General features: G+C 52.7%; 21 protein-coding genes. 11 read left to right on the top strand and 10 right to left on the bottom strand.

The genetic code is table 11. The features are described from left to right. Positions 1 to 40: 40 nt before the first annotated feature. The 3 genes from J7I43_RS14315 to J7I43_RS14305 form a co-directional block, all read right to left on the bottom strand. Positions 41 to 1,807: an OmpA family protein gene (locus J7I43_RS14315; protein WP_209146362.1), complete on the bottom strand. Its 1,767-nt coding sequence runs from the start codon at positions 1,805 to 1,807 to the stop codon at positions 41 to 43. A gap of 120 nt (positions 1,808 to 1,927) precedes the next feature. Then, the gene (locus J7I43_RS14310) at positions 1,928 to 2,914 is read right to left on the bottom strand and encodes a PspA/IM30 family protein (RefSeq protein WP_209146361.1); all 987 of its coding nucleotides are present in this window, start codon (positions 2,912 to 2,914) and stop codon (positions 1,928 to 1,930) included. A gap of 5 nt (positions 2,915 to 2,919) precedes the next feature. Next, positions 2,920 to 3,582, bottom strand: a complete 663-nt coding sequence (locus J7I43_RS14305; RefSeq protein WP_209146360.1) for a hypothetical protein — start codon at positions 3,580 to 3,582, stop codon at positions 2,920 to 2,922. A 478-nt stretch (positions 3,583 to 4,060) separates the two neighbouring features. Between J7I43_RS14305 and gldA the strand changes: the two genes are divergently transcribed. The 7 genes from gldA to J7I43_RS14270 all read left to right on the top strand — a co-directional run bounded on the left by gldA (position 4,061) and on the right by J7I43_RS14270 (position 10,248). Continuing rightward, positions 4,061 to 4,963: a gliding motility-associated ABC transporter ATP-binding subunit GldA gene (gene gldA / locus J7I43_RS14300; RefSeq protein ID WP_209146359.1), complete on the top strand. Its 903-nt coding sequence runs from the start codon at positions 4,061 to 4,063 to the stop codon at positions 4,961 to 4,963. 36 nt (positions 4,964 to 4,999) lie between these two features. After that, on the top strand, positions 5,000 to 6,292 hold the full coding sequence (eno, locus tag J7I43_RS14295) for a phosphopyruvate hydratase (RefSeq protein WP_209146358.1): 1,293 nt from the start codon (positions 5,000 to 5,002) through the stop codon (positions 6,290 to 6,292). Positions 6,293 to 6,383: 91 nt separating this feature from the next. After that, positions 6,384 to 6,698 (top strand): FtsB family cell division protein, encoded by a 315-nt coding sequence (locus J7I43_RS14290; protein WP_209146357.1) that lies wholly within the window; start codon positions 6,384 to 6,386, stop codon positions 6,696 to 6,698. Positions 6,699 to 6,925: 227 nt separating this feature from the next. After that, complete coding sequence (locus J7I43_RS14285; protein WP_209146356.1) at positions 6,926 to 7,078, top strand: hypothetical protein; 153 nt, start codon at positions 6,926 to 6,928, stop codon at positions 7,076 to 7,078. Positions 7,079 to 7,089: 11 nt separating this feature from the next. Further along, positions 7,090 to 7,734 carry an endonuclease III gene (nth, locus tag J7I43_RS14280; protein ID WP_209146355.1) on the top strand — a complete coding sequence of 215 codons (645 nt, stop codon included), beginning with the start codon at positions 7,090 to 7,092 and terminating at the stop codon, positions 7,732 to 7,734. A gap of 117 nt (positions 7,735 to 7,851) precedes the next feature. After that, positions 7,852 to 9,033 (top strand): nucleoside permease, encoded by a 1,182-nt coding sequence (locus tag J7I43_RS14275; protein ID WP_209146354.1) that lies wholly within the window; start codon positions 7,852 to 7,854, stop codon positions 9,031 to 9,033. Positions 9,034 to 9,057: 24 nt separating this feature from the next. Continuing rightward, positions 9,058 to 10,248, top strand: a complete 1,191-nt coding sequence (locus J7I43_RS14270) for a Gfo/Idh/MocA family protein (RefSeq protein WP_209146353.1) — start codon at positions 9,058 to 9,060, stop codon at positions 10,246 to 10,248. 45 nt (positions 10,249 to 10,293) lie between these two features. On the opposite strand, the gene J7I43_RS14265 is transcribed toward J7I43_RS14270, so the two are convergent. The 4 genes from J7I43_RS14265 to J7I43_RS14250 form a co-directional block, all read right to left on the bottom strand. Then, the gene (locus J7I43_RS14265; RefSeq protein WP_209146352.1) at positions 10,294 to 10,845 is read right to left on the bottom strand and encodes a disulfide bond formation protein B; all 552 of its coding nucleotides are present in this window, start codon (positions 10,843 to 10,845) and stop codon (positions 10,294 to 10,296) included. After that, positions 10,842 to 10,997 carry a DUF5993 family protein gene (locus J7I43_RS14260; protein WP_209146351.1) on the bottom strand — a complete coding sequence of 52 codons (156 nt, stop codon included), beginning with the start codon at positions 10,995 to 10,997 and terminating at the stop codon, positions 10,842 to 10,844. The genes J7I43_RS14265 and J7I43_RS14260 overlap by 4 nt, the downstream gene beginning before the upstream one ends. Positions 10,998 to 11,090: 93 nt before the next feature. Then, positions 11,091 to 11,726, bottom strand: coding sequence for a DUF6134 family protein (locus tag J7I43_RS14255; protein ID WP_209146350.1), 636 nt, complete (start codon positions 11,724 to 11,726; stop codon positions 11,091 to 11,093). 96 nt (positions 11,727 to 11,822) lie between these two features. Beyond that, positions 11,823 to 13,670 carry a 2-oxoacid:acceptor oxidoreductase subunit alpha gene (locus tag J7I43_RS14250; RefSeq protein WP_209146349.1) on the bottom strand — a complete coding sequence of 616 codons (1,848 nt, stop codon included), beginning with the start codon at positions 13,668 to 13,670 and terminating at the stop codon, positions 11,823 to 11,825. Between the two features lie 501 nt (positions 13,671 to 14,171). Between J7I43_RS14250 and J7I43_RS14245 the strand changes: the two genes are divergently transcribed. The 4 genes from J7I43_RS14245 (at position 14,172) to J7I43_RS14230 (ending at position 17,099) form a co-directional block, all read left to right on the top strand. After that, positions 14,172 to 14,486, top strand: coding sequence for a carboxypeptidase-like regulatory domain-containing protein (locus tag J7I43_RS14245; protein WP_120517044.1), 315 nt, complete (start codon positions 14,172 to 14,174; stop codon positions 14,484 to 14,486). A gap of 175 nt (positions 14,487 to 14,661) precedes the next feature. Continuing rightward, on the top strand, positions 14,662 to 15,417 hold the full coding sequence (locus tag J7I43_RS14240) for a head GIN domain-containing protein (RefSeq protein ID WP_209146348.1): 756 nt from the start codon (positions 14,662 to 14,664) through the stop codon (positions 15,415 to 15,417). Positions 15,418 to 15,472: 55 nt separating this feature from the next. Next, the gene (locus J7I43_RS14235) at positions 15,473 to 16,054 is read left to right on the top strand and encodes an RNA polymerase sigma factor (protein WP_209146347.1); all 582 of its coding nucleotides are present in this window, start codon (positions 15,473 to 15,475) and stop codon (positions 16,052 to 16,054) included. 67 nt (positions 16,055 to 16,121) lie between these two features. Continuing rightward, positions 16,122 to 17,099, top strand: coding sequence for a FecR domain-containing protein (locus tag J7I43_RS14230; RefSeq protein ID WP_209146346.1), 978 nt, complete (start codon positions 16,122 to 16,124; stop codon positions 17,097 to 17,099). Positions 17,100 to 17,405: 306 nt separating this feature from the next. Here the strand turns inward: J7I43_RS14230 and J7I43_RS24855 are convergent, their stop codons facing one another. From J7I43_RS24855 to J7I43_RS14215, 3 genes are all read right to left on the bottom strand, one after another. Next, entirely contained in the window at positions 17,406 to 18,749 is a 1,344-nt protein-coding gene (locus J7I43_RS24855) for a 2'-5' RNA ligase family protein (RefSeq protein WP_262898726.1), read from the bottom strand. 1 nt (position 18,750) lies between these two features. Further along, complete coding sequence (locus tag J7I43_RS14220) at positions 18,751 to 18,966, bottom strand: hypothetical protein (protein WP_209146345.1); 216 nt, start codon at positions 18,964 to 18,966, stop codon at positions 18,751 to 18,753. 497 nt (positions 18,967 to 19,463) lie between these two features. Continuing rightward, positions 19,464 to 20,249: a TIGR00266 family protein gene (locus tag J7I43_RS14215; protein ID WP_209146344.1), complete on the bottom strand. Its 786-nt coding sequence runs from the start codon at positions 20,247 to 20,249 to the stop codon at positions 19,464 to 19,466. Between the last annotated feature and the right edge of the window lie 6 nt (positions 20,250 to 20,255).

Raw genomic sequence — 20,255 nt, 5'->3', positions numbered from 1 at the left:
CGACCGGCATGGTAGTACAGGAATTATAGAACACTATTCATTAGTTACCCAGTACGATCTGCACACGGCGGTTCCTCGCGCGTCCTTCGGCGGTACCGTTGTCCGCCTCCGGCCTTGAAGCGCCGTAACCTTTGGATTCAAGCCTTGCGGCGGAAAGACCTTTATCCCGCAGATAAGCTTTCACCGATTCCGCGCGGGCGTTGGACAGCTTCACGTTCGCGGCGTCGTTGCCCACATTGTCCGTATGCCCGTAGATCCCCAGCTTCAGCCCTTCCGCCACCACGGCGCTTTTCAGGATATCGTCCAGCGCAGCGTATGATTCCGGTCTGATCACGGAACTGCCGGTTTCAAACTGCACCTGTACCGAACGGGAAGACACTTCGCTCGTGATCTCCTCCGCATATTTCTCCCTGATCGCCGAACCGGCCAGCAGCTCGGGGTGATTGCTCACCACGGATGCCAGGAACGATTTGTCTACCACCTTGTTGTACACCGGGTAAGCGGGTACCAGCTCGGGGTACATTTTCACGAGAATGTCGCCGAACGTGCCGTATACGATCCTGTAACGGTCCAGCTTATCGTCGCCGAGGCCGAACATATTTGCAGCGTCCGCCAAATTGTAGGCCATGGAGCCGCCCAGGTGCACGTTTACGCCCTGTGCGTCTTTTTCTTCACCGCCGTTGTAATATTTCAGCCAGTATGCGCCGTCCTGCTCGTTGTATACTTTGGCGGAAACGTCCGCGGCAAACTGTTTCGCGTCGTTGAACGAGCGCACCTGGTCGCCGGCCTGCGCCAGCGCCACGATCAGGTTTTCGATATCGGTGCGGTGATCGTTGGCGAACTTTTTAATGGTGATCGTGATGTTCGGCATCTGCGCCGCGTATTCACGCGTGGTAGCGATGTTGATCAGCCCGCCTTTTTTCTGCGCGATGTTCACGTCGCCGGGCGTCCAGGTGGCAACGCCGTCTACGCCTACGGTCGTATCTTTCGCGATTTTCTTACCGTTCTCGATCAGCTTGCGGCTTTCGGAATAACCGGCGATGTACTTGTTCGCGGCGTCCAGGAAGTCGTTGGCCGCGATAAGGTTGATGGCGTTCCTGTCGAAGGAAGTTTCATCCGGGTTCACGCGCAGACCATTGTCCCCGGCCCATTTCACGAGGATGTTCATATCGCCGTCGCGCAGTACGCAGGCTACGGTTTTGCCCAGCGCGCTTTTCGGATCGGCCTTCCATTCGGCGGGGCCCATCAGTTTGTCTTCACCGTAACTCTTACCCATGCTGTAAAATGCGATGGGCTGGTATTCCGGGCCCAGCGGCTCCAGCTCTTTGGCGAGCGCCGCGAAAAACATCGGCATACCGTCGCCCATGAATGAGGCGAACACGCCGGTGGTGTTGGGATTGGACTTGTAGTCCTGCGCGAACTTCACCATGTCGGCGATGGACTTGTTACAGTCGTCCTGCCGCACGATCTCGATCTGCATGTTGGCTTTGTCTACCAGCGAACCTTTCGTAGTTCTGGCGCCGCCGTTGGCGTACATGAGGGGGAATTGCGAGTTCCAGGCCATAATCTTCCAGCTCACTTTGGTACCGCCGTTGGCGGCATCTTCCGGCGAAGGAAATCCGAGTTTGGCGGCGTTGCCCGAAAGCGAAGCCTCCGGGGCGTCCGGCAGGCTTACCTTGCCGATCTCGGTGGAAGCTTTTGCGGCTTGCGGGCGCTTGTCCCACCAGAATATTTTACCGGCGTAAATGCCGCCAAGGATAAGGATGATGCCTAATACTTTACCACCAGGTTTTACTTTGAGTGCCATAATTGGTTTGTTTTACATGTTGTTAAAAAATTGATATTTGTGTTTTCGTATATTCGTTAACGTTATAGTCAAAGGCGCACTTCGGGCCTGCCGTTCACCACGACCCGTTTTTTCAGCGCACTAACTCAAAAGGTCGTTGTAATTGTCGGCGGGCAGCGTGCCGGGTTTGCGGGGGGCGTTGCCGGGCTCCCATTTTTTGATGTCCAGCTTGAAATCTTTCTCGGGGTCGAAATTTTCCAGCATCTGCAGCCCCTGCAGTTCATAGGTAGCATTGTCCAGGTCGATGGAGCGCATAAAATCCGTTGAATAATTGATGGCTTTTTTCATGCTGCTGAGCTTGGTAGCGATGTCTTCCTTCAGGAATTCCATGCTTTGTTCCACCATCAGTTTTTTCTCGGGGTCGCCGTTGAAGATCTTCAAAGCGGAACTGAGGGCTTTGTTGCCGGAAGAAACCGATTTGTAGAGATCTTTTTTCAGCTCCAGTTCGTTGCGCGCGTCTTCGATCATGTAGCCGCTGTTTTTATGCACTTTCGTGAGGTAATCCCCGATGCGCGCGAGATTGTCACGGATCGGCGTCAGCTGCTGGATGTATTCTTTGATGCGCGCGATGTGGCGCGTGGCGTTGCCCAGCTCGGGCAGCATATTGTTGCTCTGCGCGGCTTTGGCGCGGCTCATCAGCTGCCCCATGTCTTTTTCCTTTTCCGCGATCTTCAGGTCGATCTTTTCTTTCTGCGCGTCTACGTCGATGGACTGTTTGTACAGTTTTTCACGCTGTTCTTCCATATCGCCGATATAATCTTCCGCGATCAGGAAAGGGTCCAGCTCGATCACAACGCCCACCAGTTTTTTCATCACCCATTCATAAAAATAGAACAGGCTCATGCGCAGCTTGCGGTGCGTGACGCAGTACAGGAAAAGGCCGAGGCATACCAGCGCGATGCCGAAGTTCAGCGTGTTCCACACCACTTTGGTAAGGATGGGCACGACGTAATAACCGATCAGCACGAGCAGGCCGATGCCGATCACGATACCGAACTTGCCGCCGGGGCGGTTCCAGTACGATTTCAGTTTTTGCCCGGGTTCGCCGGGGAAGAATTGTGTTTCCATACAGGTTAAATTGTGGTTTGAATTTTTTGAATGTCCGTTTCGATCTTGTTGATCATGGCGTCGCAAGCCAGGTCGTAACCCTGGCGGTTTGCCGCGATCTTCCGTTCGTGCTCCGTTACCTGGTCCTTCAGCGTTTTCATGTCCGCCTGGGCTTTGGTAATGGCTTCGGTGAGCTCGCGGATCATCGCGGAATGCTCCGCGATGTCCTTTTCGAATTGCGCGATCTGATGCACGCGGCCTTCCACTTCTTTGGCGGCCTTGTCGTCGGCCGCTTTATCGAACTCGGCCCTGTCTTTTTCGACGATGGCTTTGTACAGCGCTGCGGTTTCGAGCAGTTTGCCGCGCGTGAGACCCTGTACGCTGAGCGTGGCGAACACGGCGCCGATCCGCGCCTTTTCGTCGGGCAGGTGCGCGGCGAGTGTTTCCATCATGCGCCAGAACTCGAAATAATCCGGCCCGGGCAGGTTGCTGTTTTCGAACAGGCGGCTGAAGTGCTGCCCGAATTTGTCGAGCTCTTCGTCGCTGATAACAACGGGTGCGGCCGGTTTGGGCGAGCTGAGCGGGAATTTTTGGGCAAGGGAATCCCTTTCGGGCGTGCCCGGCGGTGTAGGTTCATTGGGTTCAAATTCCACGAAAAGACCCAATGCCTTCCTGAGAAAGTCAGACATTACATTGTGATTTGGTTATGAGAAAAAGTGAAGCCGGTATTTTCACGCTGGCCGCGTGATATTGGGAGAGTGATTACTTGTGCTTGACTTTTGTTAGCTGGAAAGGTGAAGCCGTATTTTCACACAGGAAGCGTGATATTGGGAGAATGATTACTTGTGCTAAACTTTCCGGTATACTCATCGCGCGGATTGCGATTTCTAACATCTTGAGAGGCGAGTATCTATTGCCTTAGGCAAATTCTACATTGTAGTTGTTGTGTATTGTTTGAAGACGTAAAATTACATCTTTTTTCACATATGCCAAATTTCCGGCCTGCGTAGGGCCTTCAGTTTAATTGAAAATCAATAATCCGGGGGCTTCCTTAACGAAAATCCAACAATCCGGAAGCCCCGGGGTTTGAAAATTTATACCTTGGGGGCGCCGGAATTAGCGGTTAACTATTTTTTTCAATTAATTTAGACACCGCAAAAAGTACCCATGTCTATAAAGGTATCGCAGCTAACCAAGCTGTATGGAGAACAAAAAGCAGTGGACGGCATCTCTTTTGAGCTGCAGAAAGGCGAAATTGTGGGCTTTTTGGGTCCCAATGGCGCCGGGAAGTCTACCACGATGAAGATCATCACCGGTTACCTGCCCCCCACCGAAGGGGAAGCGGCGGTTTGCGGCTTCGATGTGCTCAAAAGCACCATGGACGTGCGTAAGCGCGTAGGATACCTTCCGGAAGCCAACCCGCTGTACCCGGACATGTACATCCGGGAATTCCTCGAGTTTTCAGCCGGCATGCACAGGCTGGGCGGGCAAACCGGCCGGCTGATCAGCGACATGATCCGCCGCACCGGGCTAACCCCCGAACAGCACAAAAAGATCGGCGCGCTCAGCAAAGGCTACAAACAGCGTGTAGGCCTGGCCCAGGCGCTGCTGCACAATCCCGAGGTACTGATCCTCGACGAGCCCACTTCCGGCCTGGACCCCAACCAGCTGGTGGAGATCCGCAACCTGATCAGGGAGCTGGGGCACGACAAAACGGTGATGCTCAGCACCCATATCATGCAGGAAGTAGAGGCGATGTGCAGCCGGGTGATCATTATCAATAAAGGGAAGATCATTGCGGACGATGCGATCAGCGTGCTGCGGCAGGGAGCGAACAGCTATATCCAGGTAACGTTTGGCGAGGCGGCCACGGCGGAAGAGCTGGAACGGCTGCCCGGGGTGACCCGCGCGGTGGCCGCGGAAGGCCATGCCTGGCGGCTGTATACCCAGGACGCGGAAACGGTGCGTAAAAACCTCCTGCAATTCGCTTTGATAAATAACCGGAACATCCTTTCTTTGCACAGCAATTCGCAGTCGCTGGAAGACGTGTTCAGGGAGTTGACAAACTAACTTTTTCTCAAGATTTAACAATAAAAAATTTTACCCATGAGTATCATTTCAGAGATCCATGCCAGACAGATTTTAGACAGCCGCGGCAATCCCACGGTGGAAGTAGACGTAACCACGGAAGATGGCCATGTAGGCAGGGCCGCAGTGCCATCAGGCGCTTCTACCGGGAAACACGAAGCGGTTGAGCTGCGTGATGGAGACAAGGGTGCATACCTTGGGAAAGGCGTGATCAAAGCGGTGACCAATGTAAATGAAGTGATCGCCGACGAGCTGATCGGTTGGGACATCAGCGACCAGGCCGGTGTGGACAAACTCCTGATTGAACTGGACGGTACCGAAAATAAAGCCAAACTGGGCGCGAACGCTACCCTGGCAGTATCCATGGCGGTAGCCAAAGCGGCATCCGAAGCATTCGGCCTGCCCCTGTTCCGCTACCTGGGCGGCGTAAACGCCACCACCCTCCCCATTCCTTTGATGAACATCGTGAACGGCGGCGCGCATGCGGACAATAAAATCGACTTCCAGGAATTTATGATCGTGCCTGTAGGCGCGGACACTTTCTCTGAAGGCCTCCGTTGGGGCGTGGAAATCTTCCATCACCTGAAATCGGTGCTGAAAAAGAAAGGTTACAGCACGAACGTAGGCGACGAAGGCGGTTTTGCCCCCGAAATACAGAGCAACGAAGAAGCCATCGAAACCGTGCTGCAGGCCATCGAAGCAGCGGGCTACAAAGCCGGCAGCCAGATCGGCATCGCACTGGATGCGGCTTCCAGCGAAATGTATAACGACAAAGACAACACGTACAAATTCTACAAATCTTCCCAGAAGATCATTTCCAGCGACGAAATGGTAGCTTACTGGACGGAGTGGACCAAAAAATATCCCATCCTTTCCATCGAAGACGGCATGGCCGAAGACGACTGGAACGGCTGGAAAAAACTGACCGAAGCTATCGGCGGTTCCTGCCAGCTGGTGGGCGACGACCTGTTCGTGACCAACGTAAAACGCCTCAAACAAGGCATCGACCAGCAGATCGCAAACAGCATCCTGGTGAAAGTAAACCAGATCGGTACCGTAACGGAAACCATCAACGCGGTATCCATGGCGCATAAAGCGGGTTATACCTCCATCATGAGCCACCGTTCCGGCGAAACGGAAGACACTACTATCGCAGACCTCGCCGTGGCGCTGAACTGCGGCCAGATCAAAACCGGTTCCGCAAGCCGTACAGACCGTATGGCTAAATACAACCAACTGATCCGGATCGAAGAAGCTCTGGACAGCAGCGCGTTTTATCCGAAAAATTCAATTAAATTTGGTAAGAAATAATATCCGCCACACCGCGTTTATTTTTTAGTGGTCAATACAAATTTTTCAGGGTACCGTTTATGCGGTACCCTGACTTTAAAACCCGGCGAACATGGAAACGAAGAAGCGATTTAAAGTGCCTGCCTGGCTCCGCAACAAATACATTGTAGCGGGCATTCTCTTCATCACATGGATCGTTTTTCTCGACCGCCACAACTTCCTCTCCCAATACGAGCTGCATTCAGAAGTGAACCAGCTGGAAAATCAGAAGGCTTTTTACAAACAGGAAATAGACCGCGCACGGCAGGATCAGTTCGAACTGCTGTCCAGCCCCGAAAAACTCGAAAAATTCGCCCGGGAACAATACCGGATGAAAAAGGACGATGAAGACCTGTTTATCGTGCCCGTTCCCCCCAAGGCCGACTAACTGCCTGACTTTCAACCTGCTGGTATTGTTAAAAAATTGCTTTTTTTAAAAAAATAGCTTAAATTGACAATACTATCCCGTCATTCTCCGTTATTTAACTGTTATCGTTTAGTGCAACGGGCGTTGCCGATGAACAACCTTTTAAACAAACAATCAAACGCATGAGCAATTTTACACTCCCTGTTTCTACTCCTAATTGTGCTGTAACCGACCCGGAAGGGAAACTTATGAAAGAGAATATTGAATTAGCCCGTGAAGAGGAAAAACTGCACCTGCAGACCTTGCAGATATTGAACAAAGTTCAATATTCCCCACGCCCGGCTACCCTCGTAGCCATCTTCGATCACGCCCAAAGCGTTGAGGAAGAGCGCCGGTTTTAGTACTTTGCGGCATGACCAAAAAGGAACGTTACCAGTTCGTGATCGACTGGTTTGAGAAACATGCGCCCAATGCTGAAACGGAATTGCTATACGACAATGTCTACCAGCTGCTGGTAGCCGTTATCCTGTCTGCCCAATGCACAGACAAACGGGTAAACATGACCACCCCGGCCATTTTCGAGAAGTACCCGGACATTCCCGCGCTCAGCAAAGCTACTTTCGACGAGCTGTTCCCTTTGATCCGCAGCATCAGCTATCCCAACAATAAAACAAAACATCTTATCGGCATGGCCAATATGGTCATGGACGATTTTGGCGGTAATATACCCGATACCGTGCCCGAGCTCATAAAACTGCCCGGCGTGGGCCGTAAAACAGCCAATGTGATCACCAGCGTGGTGCATCAACAGCCGAACATGGCCGTAGACACGCATGTGTTCAGGGTGGCGGCGCGCATCGGTCTTACCACCAATGCCAAAACGCCCCTGCAAACCGAATTGCAGCTGATCAAAATGATCCCCAAAGAAAAGATCTACATCGCCCATCACTGGCTGATCCTGCACGGCCGCTACATTTGCGTGGCGCGCAGCCCCAAATGCGGGGAATGCGGGCTGAGACCGGCCTGCAAGTATTATCAGCAGCTTATCAAAGCATAGTTTTCCGTTTCGTTCGGGAAGGGTCGCATTTTTTTGAAACGGTTTGCAAAATGCTGACCTTCGCATTGCAAGCTGAAAGGTTTTTCATTATCTTGAAAGATCAAAACCCTCCACCACGTGAATAACAGCACCCGTTTTCAGCTATCCTTCATGATGTTCCTCCAGTATTTTATCTGGGGCGCATGGTATGTATCCATGAACAGTTATATGGTCGCCAACCTTGGCTCTACCGGCAAACAGATCACATACGCTTACGGCGCGCTGGCCGTTGCCACCATGATCTCGCCGTTTTTTGTGGGCAGGATCGCCGACCGGTATTTTTCCGCGCAAAAAATTATGGGGGCGCTGCATATCGCAGGCGGGGTGTTTCTTTTCCTGGCTACGCTCACCGCCTCCAACCCGTTGTTCATCACCATTATCCTGATCTATTCGCTGCTGTACATGCCTACCATTGCGCTGAGCAACAGTGTGGCCTTTTTGCAGATGGAAGACCCGGCCAGGCAGTTCCCGGCCGTACGTATGCTCGGCACCGTAGGATGGATCGCGGGCGGCTTGCTGATCGGCAACCTGGGCATCGAAAAAACAGCCAATATCTTTTACATCGCGGCGGCGGCCAGCCTGCTGCTGGGATTTTTCAGCTATACGCTGCCGAATACGCCTCCGCAGGGAAGCGCTGCCACCGCGGGAAGCGCCATCGGCACGGAAGCCTTTGTGCTGTTCAAAAACCGCTCTTACCTCGTATTTTTTATCGCCGCGGTGCTCATTTGCATACCGCTCAGTTTCTATTACAGCTTCGCCAACCTTTTCCTTAACGAAGCAGGCATGGAAAACGCGGCGGGCAAGATGATCCTCGGCCAGCTATCCGAAGCCCTGTTCATCCTCGCCATCCCGCTGCTGCTGAAAAGGATCGGCGTGAAAAAAATGCTGATCCTAGGCATGATCGCATGGGTATTGCGGTATATTCTTTTTTCTTATGGCGACAGCGGTTCCGGCCTCTGGATGCTGTACGGCGGCATCATTTTGCACGGCATCTGTTACGATTTCTTTTTCGTGACCGGGTACATGTATACCGAAAGCCGCGCGGGAGAAAAGATCAAAAGCGCCGCGCAGGGGCTTTTCACCTTCGCCACCTACGGGCTGGGCATGGTGATCGGCAACTGGTTCAGCGGCATGGTAGCGGATTTTTACACCATCAACATGGTGCGCGACTGGCCCTCCATCTGGATGGTGCCGGTATACATTGCGGCCGCCGTGCTGGTGTATTTCATGATCGCTTTCAGGGATAAAAAACCAGTCTGAAACATATAAAAACATCTCATCATTATGGCGAAAATTGCAATGCTGGGCTCCGGCTTCATCGGCCGCTTTTACGCGGATTCATTACAAGGGCAACGCAGCCGGGACAAGATCGTGAGCATCTATTCCCGCAGGGAGGAAAGCGCGAAAAAGTTCGCGGAAGATTATAAATGCGACCACTGGACCACCAATATGGAAGAAGCCATCAACCACCCCGATGTGGACATGGTTTGCATTTCCCTCCCCAATAACCTGCACGAAGCGGCCGTACTGGCCTGCTGCAAGGCTAAAAAAGCCGTGATGTGCACCAAACCCCTCGGCCGCAACGCCGAAGAAGCCAAAAGGATGATGGAAGCCGTGGAAAAAGCGGGCATCTTCAACGGTTACCTCGAAGACCTCGTGTATACGCCCAAATTCCTGAAAGCCCTCGCTTCCGTGAAAAGCGGCGCGCTGGGCCGAATTCTCTGGGCCAAATCCCGCGAAACGCACCCCGGCCCGCACAGCGAATGGTTCTGGGACAAAGAGCAGGCCGGCGGCGGTTGCATCCTCGACCTGGGCTGCCATTGCGTGGAGATCGCGCGGAGCTTTATCGGGAAAGACATTAAGCCCATCGAAGTGATGTGCTGGGCAGACACGCAGGTGAAACCGATCGATGCGGAAGATCATGCCATCGGCCTGGTGAAATATGAAAACGGCGCTATCGGCCAGTTTGAAGTAAGCTGGACCTTCCGCGGCGGCCTCGACCTGCGCGACGAAGTAATGGGCTCCGAAGGCACCATCTGGCTGAACAGCTTCCTGCGCACCGGTTTCGACATGTTCACCACCGGCAAAGGAGCCGATTATGTGGCCGAAAAGGCGGAAAGCAATACCGGCTGGCTGTTTCCCGTGGGCGACGAACTGAACGAACTGGGCTACAACCATATGTTCGCCGATATGTTCAACGCCGTGGAAGCAGGCCGCGCCCCGCAGGAATCGTTTTACGACGGTTACGTGGTAAACGCCGTGCTGGATGCCGCTTACCGCTCCGCCGCTTCCAAACAGTGGGAGCCCGTAAAACTCGACGTATGGCGCGGGAGAGAAGGCGTGGAGAAAGAAAAAGCGCTCACCAGCTACAACGAGCAGTTCTATCTCATCAAAGAAGAAATGACCCACTTCGGCAGCCAGAAACTGATCCTGAAAGACAAAAAAACGGGGCAGATCGTAGAGAAAGTGATCTGATCCCTTCCGATATGCGAAAGCCGGCCTAGCGCCGGCTTTTTTGTTTTAGAAGATGAGGTATTCCGTGGGATTGTCCGGGCAGGGCAGCACGCCGCATTGCAGCAGGGTGGTGAGCGCGTTGGCCGCCGCCAGCACGATGATGAACCAGTAAACGAACTGGTGGTAACGGGTAAGCGGCAACACCCGGCTGTCGCGGAACTGGCGGTTATATAACAGCAGCACGGCCGCGGCAATGATGGTGACGATAAAGATCAGAAAAGCCCAGGTATACACGTGCAGGCCGAACAGCGGCGTGCCGTAGCCCGTTGGCTGGCCCGCCATGGGCACGATATGCAGCAATATTTGTCTTACCGATACGGCCGCACCGAACAACGCGCTGAGAATGGCCATTGCGTAATGCGAAGGCCGCAGCCCGAAACGTACATTCATCAGCAAGCCGAAAGCCGCACCCAGCATACCTAAGCGCTGAAGCATACACAAAGGGCAGGGCAGCTCGTGCAGCACGAACTGGAAAATATACGCGCCCGTTACCACCAGTCCCAGCCCTAAAGCGCCCGTGGCATTGATATCCCGCATTACGCCGTTCGTTTTTCTCATAAATTGATATTTATGCGGTCAGTAATGTGGTAGATCAGCCAGCAGATGGAAAGTATCAGCAGCAGGAAAAAGCCGGCAACAGCGAAGGTGTAATTTCCCTTGCGGGCGAATAACAGGGCAAAAGTCAGTATTACGAATAAGAGCACCATCATACGCGTGTAGGTTTAATCAGCAGGTGTGCTTAAATCGGCGGCGGAGTAAACAGGCTCTATGCATTAAACAACATTCCTGCGAGAATGTTGCGCTTATTTGTTCTCGATCAGTTTGAACCAGGCTTTGCCCAGCTGGTGGTTGATCTCCACTTCCACCAGGCGGCCTTTTATATAACGGTAAATATTCCTTTTCCCTTCCGGCATGATCAGCGCGTAAGTTTTATCCGGCAATTGCTGTATGTCCAGCATGCGGCCCTGCGTTTCGGAATACACTTTTTTAATGTCGCGCGGCTCCGTAAAATAGAGATCGCTTACACAATAGGTGATCTGCTGTTCGGGAAGATGTATCTTTTTATCTTTTTTTTCGTTTTTGTCGCCTCTGAAGACCGCCGAATACCCTTTCTCGTTTTTCTCGGTGAGGGTTTCCTGCCCGTTGTTCAGGCGTTTCATAGAAGCGGCGTGGAGTACATTGTGGCGGTATTCTGCGTGGATATCCGTTTCCATGCGGGAAAACAATTTGGACTGCACACGGCTGCGGATGGAGAGCTTGCGGTTGGAGCCGGCGGTTTCCTGCTTTACTTCCAACAGGCCCACCACGTTGTTGCCAAAACGTATCTCATATTTTGAAACCTGCGCGGCAGCCGCAAAGGCAGTCAGCATCGGCAAGATCCCGAACAGGAATACGGGAACGATGCCTTTCAGGCGATATGTTTTGAGCGTGCATGGCATACGGGTCAAAAAACGATTACGTATAGCAATATACGAAAATAGCAATTACCGGTTGGAAACGCTTTTCCAGACAGGCAATTGCTACTCTCGCAAAGTTTACAGCAACTCGCGGATCTTCGCTACCAGCTCACCTTTCGTGATAGGCACGCCCATGATCTTGTTATATCCGTGGGCAGGGATCAAAAACTGGTCCCTGATGATCCGGATCAGCTGGCCGTTGTTGATCTCGGGGATCAGCACATGGTCGTAGCTGTGAAGTATCTCTTCCAGGTTCTTCGGGAAGGGTCGCAGGTGGCGCAGGTGCGCGTGTGCAACTTCGTGGCCTTCCGCCAGCAGTTCCAGCACCGCGCTTTTGATGGCCCCAAAGGTGGAGCCCCAGCCCAGTACCAGCACTTTCCCCTTATCCGGCCCTACTTCTATTTTCTGTAACGGAATATGGTCCGCGATCCTGTCCACTTTTTCCTGGCGGATCTTCACCATAACCTGGTGGTTTTCAGGATCGTAGCTCACGTTGCCGGTGATATTCTGTTTTTCCAGCCCGCCGATCCTGTGTTCCAGCCCGGGTGTGCCGGGTATGGCCCAGGGGCGTACGAGATTTTCGTCGCGCTGGTAAGGCAGGTATTGTTCTTCCCCTTCGTCGAGCGCTTTCTTGAATTTCACTTCGATGGCGGGCAGATCGTCGCTTTTCGGGAATTTCCAGGGCTCGGCGCCATTGGCGATGTAGCCGTCGCTGAGGAAAATTACCGGGGTCATATGTTTAATGGCGATCCTGAACGCTTCGAAAATGCCGTCGAAGCAGTCTGAAGGCGTGGATGCGGAAACGATCGGCATCGGGCATTCCCCGTTGCGGCCATAGTAGGCCTGCAGCAGGTCTGACTGTTCGGTTTTGGTGGGCAGGCCGGTAGACGGCCCCCCGCGCTGGATATCGATGATAAGGAGGGGAATTTCGAGCATTACGGCCAGGCCCATGGCTTCGCCTTTCAGCGCCATTCCGGGGCCGGACGTGGTGGTTACTCCCATGTGGCCGCCGTAGGAGGCGCCGATCGCGGAAGCAATGCCGGCGATCTCGTCTTCCGCCTGGAAGGTGCGGATGCCGAAGTTTTTGTAACGGCTCAGCTCATGCAGGATGTCTGAGGCCGGGGTAATGGGATAAGTTCCGAGGAAAATGGGCAGGTCAGCTTTCTGAGAAGCTGCGATCAGGCCGTAAGCCAGGGCGGTGTTGCCCGTGATGCTGCGGTAAGTGCCGGGCTCCATACGGGCTTTTTCCACTTTATAACGGGTGGAGAAGGCCTCCACCGTGTCTGCAAAGTTATAACCGGCCTGCAGCACCTTGAGGTTGGAATCCAGGATCTCCTGTTTTTTGCCGAATTTCTCGGTCAGGAAGTTCACGGTGCTTTGCATATCGCGGTCGTAGAGCCAATAAAGGAAGCCGAGCACGAACATGTTTTTGGCGCGGTCTTTCTCTTTCATGCCGAGGGTGGTTTCCTTGAGGGCCTCACGGGTCATCTTGGTCACGTCCATGGTATGAAGCTGGTAATCAACGAGTGAGCCGTCTTCCAGCGGGTTGATGCCTTCCGGGTAATTGGCCAGGCGAAGGTTCTTGGAATCGAATCCGTCTGTATTGGCGATGATGATGCCGCCTTTTTTAAGGCCTTTCAGGTTGGCTTTGAGGGCGGCTGCGTTCATGGCCACGAGCACGTCGCAGGCGTCACCGGGGGTGAATATGCGGTTGGAAGAAAAATGAAGCTGGAAGCCGGAAACGCCGGGGAGCGTGCCTTGCGGGGCGCGGATCTCGGCCGGGAAGTCCGGGAAGGTGCTCAGGTCGTTGCCGATCAGGGCGGTGTTGTTGGAGAACTGGGTACCGGTAAGCTGCATGCCGTCCCCGCTGTCTCCCGCGAATTTTATCACTACATCCTCTAACTGTTGTATCGTTTTATTGGACATTACGGTTTCTTTATGATTAGGTATATATAAGTCTGTAAAATTAGGGAATCAGCCGTAAAGTTCCGCTGCCCTCCCGGGTAGCAAAAGTACACAAACTCAGTAGACTTTTCTAGAAAAATCCTGAAACCTAATACGGGAGAAGGATTGAGCGCTTCCGGAGGGCCTATTGCTGTTTGTTTGGCAATATATTTGTTGCTATTACCGCCGTGAGAAAAAGTCTTACGCACCGTTCTTTGCAAATCGCCTCAAACCATTTATTATCGGGCCTTAAGGCTGTATAACAGGAATGGGTATACGAAAACTACTTATTTGAGTAATCCCCGCAAACCCAGACTGTTAAAGGTTTTTTAAAGAAATGTTAAATGCATTTTTTGGCACGTTGTGGCATGGTGTTTGCAAAATTCTCAAAGAGCCCAATAATTTTAATCAAAACATCTTTTATCGAGAACACTATTTACTTGAACCATTCTTTATTATTAAACCTTTTAAAAATTGTATGCTATGAAAAAAGCAAAATTAAGCCTGTTGGCAGTAGCAGCCGTAGCTTTCGGCGCATTCGCATTCAAAGGATTCGACGGTTCCATTTCCGGTAAAGTAGTACCCGCAGACGGCGCTACCGAAGCCTGGGCAGTATCTGGCACCGACACGCTGAAAACAGCCATAGCTGATGGTGCATTCTCTTTTGCTGCTGCTAAAGCAGGCACTTACACCGTAATCGTTGACGCAAAAGAGCCGTTCAAGGATGCAACTATCACCGACGTGAAAGTTGAAGACGGTAAAGCTACCGATCTCGGTGAAATCAAATTAGCGCAATAGTTGGTTTTCATAGGGGTTAATCAAGCCGGTCTCTGATGCGTTCAGAGACCGGCTTCCTTTTTTCGGGCGTCCCGGGGCTTTTTTTGGAAGCTTCTGGGGGTGCCCTTTCCTTTTTCCGTCATGATAGAGAAGTCACCATTGTGGCTTACCCCCTAAAAACACTTTTTGTATGAAAATGACGGCTAAACAAGAAACAGTATTTACCTACAGTGGCCTCAGCGCAGGCCTTATCCTTTGCCTGCTGGCGATCTTCGGCATGATACTCACCGGCTGCGCCCGCGAAAACGTTTACGGCTCCGGCCAGGTGGTCACCGAAGAAAGGCAGATAGACCGGTTTGAAGAGGTCACGATCGACGGGCCGGTGGAAGTTCATATCAAACAGGGCCAGCTGGCGCCTTTGAAGGTGGAAGCGGAAGACAACGTAATGCGCATCATCGAAACGTACGTGAGCGGCAATACCCTTCGCGTAAAGATCCGCAATGGCGTGAATCTCAAGCGGTTCAGACCGATACACGTGTACATCCAGGGTGAAACCTGGAAAAAGATCGTGTTTTCCGGTTCCGGCTCGCTTACCGGTACGGACACGATCAGGAGCACCAGCTTCTCCTACGAGATCAACGGCAGCGCAGACGCCAACCTGAAACTGGACGCCAACGAAGTGCGCATGCATCTGAACGGCTCCGGCAATCTCAGGCTGGAAGGCAAATCCAACTCGTATTTCTCCGAAATCAACGGCAGCGGCGACGTGAACGCGCAGGAACTGCAGACCGCCACGGCAAACGTGAATGTGAACGGCTCCGGCGAACAGACGATCTGGGTGAGCGACCGCCTGGACGCAAGGATCAACGGTAGCGGCAATATCCGCTACAAAGGTACGCCCGGCACGGTAAACGTGAAGATCGCAGGCTCGGGGAAGGTTATAAAGTTATAGGCCAATATATTTCATGAAAGCTACCGCACTATTACTGTCACACCCGGCGCGCGGCATGAATGCCCACGCTGAGAACCAGCATAAAGGTTATTTTTGCACCATGCCCGAAAACGCACGGTTACAAAGCCTTTTGCAGGAAGATGAGCGCCAGTTTATGGAAGCGCTTTTTAAAACATATTTCCCGCTGGTCTGCAAGTCCATTTACCGGTTGATACCAGACATGGCTACCGCTGAAGACCTGGCGCAGGAAGTTTTTATCAAGATATGGAACCGCCGCGACCAGCTGAACGAGGTGTATTTCAAAGCATACCTCCACCGTGCGGCGGTCAATATGGCCCTGGACCACATCGACAAAAACAAACGCCGCGGAGGCGTTCACCAGGAGCTGAGCCCTGCCGTGGAAGACCTCCGCACCACCGCTCCCACCGTGCACGTCAGGGAAACGAAACAAAAGATCCGGGAAGCGGTGGACCAATTGCCGGAAAAATGCAGGGAAATATTCATCCTGAGCCGGTACGAAGAAATGAGTTACAAAGAAATAGCGCAACATCTGCAACTCTCCGTCAAAACCGTCGAGAACCAGATGATAACGGCGCTGAAAAAGCTGCGGGTTTCGCTGAAGGAATTTTTAGAATAACCGGCAGCCCTTTTTATCAACCTTGGAAGAAAGTAGTAACAGATAATAATCCGTAATAGCATCAAGCATGTTGAGCAACGATCATATTGACACACTGATTGCCCGGGAAATCGAGGGGGAGATCTCCGCGGAAGAGATGGCGCAATTACAATCCTGGCTGGAGGCCGATCCCGCCAACCAGGCCTACTATGAAGCACTGAAAGATACCTGGGACCTGACGGCGGACGCTTATGCCGGCATGCCCGAGCCCGATGTTGAACGCAACTGGCAAAGGTTTTCCGGGAATGTGGCCGCCCCGGAACCGCTGCGCGTGGTAACCCGCCGCAACAGCTGGTGGCGCATGGCCGCGGCGGCCGTCGTGATAGTGGCAGCGGCCGGTCTTGTTTTCACCCTCGTTCAGCGCGGTAAAGAAACCGTACTGGTGGCGGACGCCGATAAAAAAACCTTCACCCTGCCTGACGGCAGCCGCGTATATCTTAACCGCAACAGCCAGGTGAGTTACAACGCCGGTTTCGGAGACGATAACCGTACCGTGAAACTGAAAGGCGAAGCCTTTTTCGATGTGGCCGCTGACGCCGCCAATCCGTTCATCGTGGCCGCAGGCGCATCGCAAACCAAAGTGCTGGGCACTTCTTTCGTGATCAAGGCGTACGAACATAAACCCGTTCAGCTCGATGTTGTGACCGGCAAAGTGGCCTTTTCCGGGAAGAAGGGCGAAGAAGGCGCGCTGGTGCTTACGGCGGGGAATAGCGCCATTCTTCAGCAGGACAAAGAACCGCAGCAGGTTAAAAATGGCGATCCGAATTTTATGGCCTGGAAAGAGAACCGCCTGTATTTTCACAACATGCCGCTGTACAAAACACTTACGGCTGTCGAGAATTATTTTAACGTACGATTCGTGGTATCGGATTCTTCCCTTCTCACGCTTAATTATACGGGAACGTTCAGCGATCCTTCGCTTGCGGAAGTGCTGGATGTGATCTCAAAAGCGGCCGGAGTAACGATCAGCGAGGAGGAGAAGGACGTTTACAGGATTAGCAGGTAAAACGGCATTCAAATAAAAATCAGGTAATAAATTCCATTGTTTATTTCCCGTTCTCTCTATGCCCTGCGCAAGCCTGTCTTCACAGGCCCAACCGGCATTTCACCTACGCAAAACAACTTCCCGTTTAAACTTTTTTTTACCGGGTGTATCTTTCAAATCACTGGCGATCTGCAGCCACATATAATTTCACACGTTCACATTAAAGGCCTCCTCAAACATAAATTTCCCACATGTGTCCAGTATGCAACAAAAAAATCCGGGCCATATTAAGGACCCGGATTTTTAGTATCGGAAAACATCTTATTCTCAGGCGCCGCCCAGTTTGCATTTCTGCAATACTTCCCATGATTTGCCGTTGTGGCGCAGGAAGTACAGGTTGTTCACTTTGAAAGATGCTTTGTATTCTTTGTTTTCGTACTCGGGCCAGGCCTTTTCGAACTGTGCGTCTTCAAGGTCTTTGAAGGCTACGGTTACGTGCGGGGTGAAGCCGGTACGTGCCAGCATGGTGCTGAAGCCGAATTCTTTCCTGAGGAAGTTGATGAGCTGACGGTGCATTGCGCTCATGGTCTCGCTTTTCTCCACGTTGATGAAGAGAACGCGGTTCTGTTTGTTCGGGAATGTGCCGAAACCGTTCAGTGAAACTTCGAAAGGCGCCTGTGTTTTGGCGAATTCGGTCAGTTCTTCGCAGAAAGCTCTTTCGAGGCTGGGATCTGCGGTGAAAGGCACCTGCAGGGTGATATGCGGGAGCACTTTCAGCGCGTACATGGGTCCGTACTGTTCTGCGAAATCCTGTTTTATTTTAATGATCTCCTTACCTACTTCCGCTGTGGGCAGCAGTGCAATAAAATAGATCTTGTTATCTGGTTTGGGTGCGCGGTTAAAACCTCCGGGCTTACCCTGACGGGGTGCGCCGCCGCCACGGTTGAAACCTCCGCCGCCACCGCGGTTGAAGCCGCCGCCACCGCCGCGATTGTAGCCGCCGCCACCGCCGCCGCGATCGTAACCGCCGCCGCCACCGCGATTGTAGCCGCCACCACCGCCACCGCGGTCGTAACCACCACCACCGCCGCGATCGTAGCCACCGCCACCACCGCGATTGTAGCCGCCGCCACCGCCGCCGCGGTCGTAACCACCGCCACCGCGATCATAGCCGCCGCCGCCACGGTCGTATCCACCACCGCCGCCACGGTCATATCCGCCGCCGCGATCGTATCCACCACCGCCGCCACGGTCGTAACCGCCGCCACCGCCGCGGTCATATCCGCCGCCGCCGCGATTGTAACCGCCGCCTTCGCCACGGTCGCGGTTGTAGCCGCCGCCGTCGCGGTCGCGGTAACCACCGCCTTCGTTACGGGGAGTATAGCCGCCGGTCTCGCGGTTGTACGCGCCTTCGCGGTTAAAGTTCGGGCCTTCGCCGCCGCTGTTGTTCACGCCGCCGCCACGGGGGGTGTAACCACCTTCTGTACGGGGCCTGTAGCCGCCTTCACGTGGAGTGTAGCCGCCTTCGCGCGGGGGAAATTGACGGTCATCGTCTTTGCCAAATTCGGGTTTCTTGGAATAACCGCCTTCCTGGTCTTGGTTGGGTTCTTGCTGATCTCTGTTGTAGCCAGGAGAATACTTTCGGGGGCGTTCGTTTCTCTCAAAATTCATCTTACTTGATTAAAGCGTGTTTGAAGCAATTTTCAATGATTTCATAAAAATGAAATTCACCTACTTGTTTAGGTTTTATAATCTGGGCGCCGGTGCGTTCACCCGCATAACGTCGGGATAATTGATCGTACATAATACAAATACCGGCTTCCGTTTGAATACTTATTTCTCTTACATTTTTTCCGGAACAGCAAAGATAATTTAGCGCCGCTTGCATTACAATTTTTTCGCGGAAATTTTAAAAATTAAACATCTCAGCCATCTCGACAGGAAATTTTTTAAGGTAGTTGTTTATGGTTAACCGGAATCTCATCCTAAAACCGCTAGTCGGCCTACTCTTAAGAAAACCTGGAATTTTATCATGCCTGGGATTCACCTGAATTTTTCAACATGAGTAAGTTTTTCAATTCTTATTCATAGCACCAGGATAAATTGTCTTTCATCCGCGCCAGTGATATTACTGTAGTGGCACCCACACAGTGCCAGCCGCTGTTCAGACTCTAATATACAAAAAAATCCGGTGTATCTGGTTAAGCCTCCGGGCAATATTAAGACAATAGTAGCAATCTGTTCGTTAATTATTTGCAAAAAATAGATGAACGGAGGAACTTTTTTCAAAGGTAACGGTCGTTCCCGGATATGGCACCGCGGGGAGACATTTCTTTCCCTCCCCGCAGCCTTGTTTTAATTCATTGAGAATCAATTAAATATACATCAATCACCATCCAGCAGATTGCCCAGGCCGCCCAAAATGCTGCCTTCTTCTTTCCTCGCGCCCGTGCCGTAAGCCAGCACCCTGCTCGCCAAACGGCTGATAGGCAGGCTTTGCAGCCATACTTTCCCGGGGCCTCTCAGCACCGCGAAAAACAGGCCTTCGCCGCCAAACACCATATTTTTCACGCCCCGAACAAACTCGATGTCGAAGTCCACCTGCTGGGTGTAAGCCACCACGCAGCCGGTATCCACCTTCAGCACCTCGCCGGGCTGCAGTTCTTTTTCTATCACATAACCGCCGGCATGTACAAACGCCAGCCCGTCGCCTTCCAGCTTCTGCATAATAAAACCTTCGCCGCCGAAAATGCCGGTGCCGAGTTTACGCTGGAACTCGATGCCCACGTTCACGCCGCGCGCCGCGCAGAGGAACGCATCTTTCTGGCAGATCACCTTTCCGCCCAGCAAACGCAGGTCCATCGGGATGATCTTGCCCGGGTAAGGCGCCGCGAAACTCACGCGTTTTTTTCCCTGGCCGACATTGGTAAATGCGGTAATGAAGAGGCTTTCACCCGTGATCAGGCGTTTGCCGGCGCTCATCAGTTTACCGAAAAAGCCCTGCTGCGCCCCGGAGCCGTCCCCGAAAAGGGTTTCCATCTTTATTTCCTGGTCCATCATCATAAAACTGCCGCTTTCCGCTACCGCGCTCTCCTGCGGGTCCAGTTCTATTTCTACTATTTGCATCTCCTCACCGTGAATCCGGTAGTCGATCTCGTGATTATTAAGCATAGGTTT

The sequence above is a fragment of the Chitinophaga chungangae genome (assembly GCF_017742215.1).
In the GTDB taxonomy this organism is placed as follows: Bacteria; Bacteroidota; Bacteroidia; order Chitinophagales; family Chitinophagaceae; genus Chitinophaga; species Chitinophaga chungangae.
Note: the sequence above shows the minus strand (reverse complement) of the source record. Positions and strands in the feature narration are given on the sequence as shown.